Below are 4,615 nucleotides of genomic sequence, written 5' to 3'. Positions count from 1 at the left end.
GAAGAAACGCATCGACGGCTTCCGTTATCGCTTTTTCCTTGCAGGGTGCCGCGCCGTAGAGCGCGTTCTCAAGAAACCCCGCTTCGAGCAGTCCCTTAAAATGAAGTGCTGCCGTCGCGGGGGATCTCTTGGGCAACTGACCGTTGTTCATCAATTGATCAAAGAAAATAGTCATTTTTTGAAGCGCTCGGCCAGGCCCTTGATCGAATAGGTGTGGGCCAAGGGAAGATCCTGAACCCTCCGAGATTGCTGTGCGGGTAATAGCCAAGACCTCCTCGCCTAGGATGAAACTCAAGTAAGCCTTTCCGAATCGCTTTAGAACGGCGCGTAAATCTGCTGATTTTGGGTTCAAGAGATCCATAATCTGATCGCCTGGACCTTCACTGGCGCTTTTCATCGCAATCTCAAACAGCTCTTCTTTTGAGCGGAAATAGCCGTATAGCGTACCCTTTGACCCGCCTAGGCGACGGGAAATCATCGCCATACTGGCGCGCTCAAATCCAACCTCCCGAAACACCTCAAGAGCGACTTCGGTAATTGCCTGGCGCTTATCCTCGGTCCTCACACGCACTGTAGTTTCCTCTCAAGTTTCGCACGTAGCGATGCAAAGGCGAAATAGCCCGATAGTTTCGACCCTTTTACAGCAAATCAAGACTTGTCGTGTGTCGCTCGGCCTTCGCGGATATTTTACTGGCGGCTTGCTAGAAACTTTGATGGTATCGCATGCAGTTTACATGCTTGTTCGTTGGGAAAGAAGAATTGATCGACCGCAGCGCACTGCCGGACAAGGAGATGTTGGGCGGCCTCAGCGTTGTCTATCAAACACAGCATTCAAGCAAGCGCTTTCGCGCGATGGCGTCATATGCCATGGCTTAGCACCTCTGCCGACTCCCAAAGATTTCGCTTGACTCCAGCCATCGTTGTTACATAATCGAACTATGCGGTACGGTTAAGGGGAGCCCAGATAGAGTTCGTCGACTGAGGGGATGTGGCCTTGAAAGTATTATGAGTCATGGCTCTTCGATAGTTCTAATGTTGAAGAAGTCGGTGAGAGATGAATTCGAGTGTGCTCAAGATCTTCAGCCGTTGTTAACCTTAAACAGATAAGTCAATCCCTTCTTGGCGAAGATTCTTCAGTGCTTTTGACACGAATAGCGAGCGTGGGGTTGCCGCGCGAGGGCTATGCAACGTGGGGAAGCGTGCTGATGCACGCCGTTATACGGGAAATTGCGTTGGCACCCGAATGAAGGTAGCAAGGACTCTCGACGTCTGCAGCGTCGCTTTGAGAGAGTCACCACGACCGCTAGGGCGAGCTGCAAGCAAGGCGTTGATCCAAAGGGTGTCCACTGGGGTTGGCGATACGCACGCACGCCTGCGATAGGGCGTCGCAGGGTCTGAGATAACGCGAGTGGTTGCATGGAATCCGCAGAAAGATTTGAGTCCGGACGGTCCAAGATTGTAGGTTTGATCAGAATGAGGGATTTAGCACATGAAGCTGGTTCGATTCGAAAATGGTGGTGTCCCAGTAATCGGCGCGCTCAAGGATGGCGGGATCGTTGACCTCGTAGCGGCGGGTAGTAGGTGGTCGACGATTCGCGCAATCGCCGGGGACAGTGACGAAGCATTGTTTGAACTACGCGCGCTTGTGGACCGTACAAAACCAAGCTTTAAGCTATCCGAGGTCAAATTACTCGCGCCAATCGAAAGGCCGGGTAAATATCTCGCGATCGGCATGAACTACGCCAAGCACCTTGAAGAAGCCGACAAGCTCGGAGTTGCTCGTGCGCCGTATCAAACGTGGTTCAACAAGCAAACGACTTGTATCAGTGGGCCATACGACGAAATCGAGCCTGGGGTGACCGAGAAGCTAGATTACGAGGTCGAGCTTGGCGTGGTGATCGGAATGTCGGCCAAGTGCGTGAGCGAAGAGGAGGCGCCCCGCCACGTGTTCGGATATTTTGTCGCTAATGATGTCTCTGCACGAGACTGGCAGTTTCATACGCCGACTTTCACGATGGGCAAGTCATTCGACACACATGGACCAATCGGCCCTTGGATAGTCACTGCTGACGAAATCGCAGATCCACACGCGCTGGAGTTGCGCTGTTTCGTCAATGGCGAGATCAGGCAGCGCAGTAACACGGGGCAAATGATTCACAGTCTTTGGGCGCAGATCGCTTATCTCTCAACAGCGTTCACGCTCGAGACTGGCGATTTGATTGCCTCTGGCACGCCAGAAGGAGTGGGCGTGGGAATGGTTCCGCAAAGCTTCCTGCGCTCGGGCGATGTTGTGCGGTGTGAGATTGACGGCGTTGGGGTGATCGAAAACCGCGTCGCAGACATCTAGATACGGGAGAGAAAAAATGGCCGTATTGGGCGCTTTGTCAGTAACAATGGAGGTACCGGACCTTGAGGTCGGCATAAATTTTTATGTTGACGCTGGCCTGATCGCGGACGTTACGAGCAACGTCGCGCGATTTCGTTGCAAGGATCAAAATAGGGATTCGATCGTTCTGTTAGGGGGTGCGCCGAAAAAGCGGCTCCATCATGTCTCGCTTCGAGCCAGCGACCTGGACTCTATTGCCGCCAGGGTACCCGGCGAGGGAGGCCGGGTTTGTTCCGTGCCCGAGGGCTGCGAGGACCGCGGCCTATGGATTGAGGACCCGAATGGGATGCTAATTCATCTCGTTGAGCATCCGGCTGATATCCAAACTGTCGCAGGTGCTTCTTTCGAGATAAACGCGCCGGGTCGCTTAGTGCGCAAAGGGCGATCGGCTATGCTGCCGCGCGCATCGTATAGCGCAATCACGCCGTTGCGCCTCGGACACATCTTGGTCTTTAGCCCTGATGTCGCGCGAAGCGTGAAGTTTGTAACGCTGGCGCTCGGGATGGGTCTTGCCGATCACGCGCAAGACGTGATCGCGTTCACGTGTGCAAAGAAAGACAGCGATCATCACGTTCTGGCATTTGCCAAGTCGCCGGGTGTGGGTTTTCACCATGCTAGCTTCCAGGTCAAAGACCCTGACGAGGTAGGACGAGCTGGAAGCGCGCTGCTCGCCAAGGCAGGCATGGGTGATTGGGGTTTCGGTCGCCATACAATGGGCTCGAATTTTTTCCATTATATTCAGGACCCTTGGGGCTCTTGGTTTGAATATTACTCGGACATGGACCATATCGCGGATCATGACCTTTGGACTCCGACGAACTACGCCTTAGAGGACAGCCTTGCCAACTGGGGCCCCCCTGTACCTCACGATTTCGTTCACAACTATGAGTTAAGCATGGCTGATGCGCCAAAAGCAGTGTCAGCGACAGAAGGTACGCCGGTACTAACGTCACTAATGCACGGGTGAAATGATGCAGGAGGTTGAAAACGATGCGCTACTTGGAACGCTATTCACGAATGCGAGATCTCACAATGGATGGCGGGCAGAATCGGTAAGCGACGCGGAATTAAGGGCAGCGTATGACCTCGCTAAGTGGGGACCTACCTCAATGAATACGCAGCCTATGCGCGTGCTTTTCTTGAAATCCCAGGAAGCCAAGGAGCGGCTTATCCCGGCACTCGCCCCAACAAATATTAAGAAAGCGCTAACTGCGCCAGTCGTCGCAATCATCGCGTATGACTCAGCATTTTACACCCAGCTCCCGAGGACGTTTCCGCACAACTTGAATGCACAAGGCTACTTTCTCAGTAACGAAGCCATAATCGCGCCGACGGCCTTACGAAACGGCTCGCTTCAAGCGGCCTACCTGATGATGGCGCTGCGCGGGTTGGGACTTGACGTCGGCCCAATGTCCGGCTTCATTGCTGAGCGGATTGACGTAAAGTTTTTTAGTGGCACTTCTTGGCGAGTGAATTTTATTTGTGGAATCGGACATGGCGATCCAGCAAAACTGTACATTCGATCACCTCGGCTCGAATTTGAGGAAGTCGCTTCAATACTGTAACGAAGAACTATCGATAGAACAGTGCGACTCGAGCCGCTGTATCGACATTGCGCGCTCGATAGTCGTTGCGCTTGCTTCAGTCACCGCCGTGGCTGGTGTTACGAGATCGCCGCTTGGTTCGACTATCCGGATACCCGGAAGTCGCAACACGAGGATGTCCTCCGTATTCCCAGCGGCAAGCTCATTAGATACCGACTGCAAAGGAGAACCGGGAAATTAGGGGGGTGCCAGCGAGCAGAGCGTCCCAAGGGATAAGCAAATCGGGCGGGCTGGAAGTCATTTTAATTCTTGGATTAAGCAACATACGACGGTTTCGTATGCGTTTTCTCGTTATTACGAGCCTAATTCGCTCACTCGGGTTAGAAAGCGCCAAGGACCCCGTCGAGGTACTGCAATCGGCCCGCACGTCTGCAATTCATTTCATTTTCGTGACAGCCTTGGGGAGTGTGCTCCACTTGTCCCGGACACTAGGTGATGAGCGCTTGGCTCAAGATGCTATTGCAATGCTTATGCATGTGACTGCATGTCGCTCGAGTCTGAAAACGAGGAGGGGTTCGCGTGTTTAACGAATCAAATCAACTGCCATGTAATGACAAGCAAGATCTCGGCGCGTGGATATGTGCGTGGTATGACGCTGCTATCGCGAAAGTCTTTATCAGATTGC

4 protein-coding genes are annotated in these 4,615 nt (G+C 53.3%); 3 read left to right on the top strand and 1 reads right to left on the bottom strand.

Annotation, left to right across the window (positions count from 1 at the left end):
• The coding region (locus tag ACFFAR_RS25345) for a TetR/AcrR family transcriptional regulator (RefSeq protein WP_375508674.1) at positions 1-571 on the bottom strand (571 nt) is incomplete at its 3' end.
• Positions 572-1,489: 918 nt separating this feature from the next.
• On the opposite strand from ACFFAR_RS25345, the gene ACFFAR_RS25340 reads away from it, so the two are divergent.
• Genes ACFFAR_RS25340 through ACFFAR_RS25330 form a run of 3 tightly spaced genes read left to right on the top strand, consistent with a single transcriptional unit; the run spans position 1,490 to position 3,951 of the window.
• Positions 1,490-2,347 (top strand): fumarylacetoacetate hydrolase family protein, encoded by an 858-nt coding sequence (locus ACFFAR_RS25340; protein ID WP_375508673.1) that lies wholly within the window; start codon positions 1,490-1,492, stop codon positions 2,345-2,347.
• Positions 2,348-2,363: 16 nt separating this feature from the next.
• Positions 2,364-3,353 (top strand): VOC family protein, encoded by a 990-nt coding sequence (locus ACFFAR_RS25335; protein ID WP_375508672.1) that lies wholly within the window; start codon positions 2,364-2,366, stop codon positions 3,351-3,353.
• Between the two features lies 1 nt (position 3,354).
• A complete protein-coding gene (locus tag ACFFAR_RS25330; RefSeq protein ID WP_375508671.1) occupies positions 3,355-3,951 on the top strand; it encodes a malonic semialdehyde reductase in 597 nt (198 codons plus the stop codon).
• Positions 3,952-4,615: the final 664 nt, after the last annotated feature.

The organism is uncultured Caballeronia sp. (assembly GCF_964243625.1).
In the GTDB taxonomy this organism is placed as follows: Bacteria; Pseudomonadota; Gammaproteobacteria; order Burkholderiales; family Burkholderiaceae; genus Caballeronia.
The sequence above is the reverse complement of the archived record's forward strand: the minus strand, read 5'-3'. Positions and strand labels throughout refer to the sequence as shown.

Bases quoted from the DNA above. Each gene is read 5' to 3' on its own strand.
- ACFFAR_RS25340 (WP_375508673.1), top strand. From the start codon at position 1,490: ATGAAGCTGGTTCGATTCGAAAATGGTGGTGTCCCAGTAATCGGCGCG.
- ACFFAR_RS25335 (WP_375508672.1), top strand. From the start codon at position 2,364: ATGGCCGTATTGGGCGCTTTGTCAGTAACAATGGAGGTACCGGACCTT.
- ACFFAR_RS25330 (WP_375508671.1), top strand. From the start codon at position 3,355: ATGATGCAGGAGGTTGAAAACGATGCGCTACTTGGAACGCTATTCACG.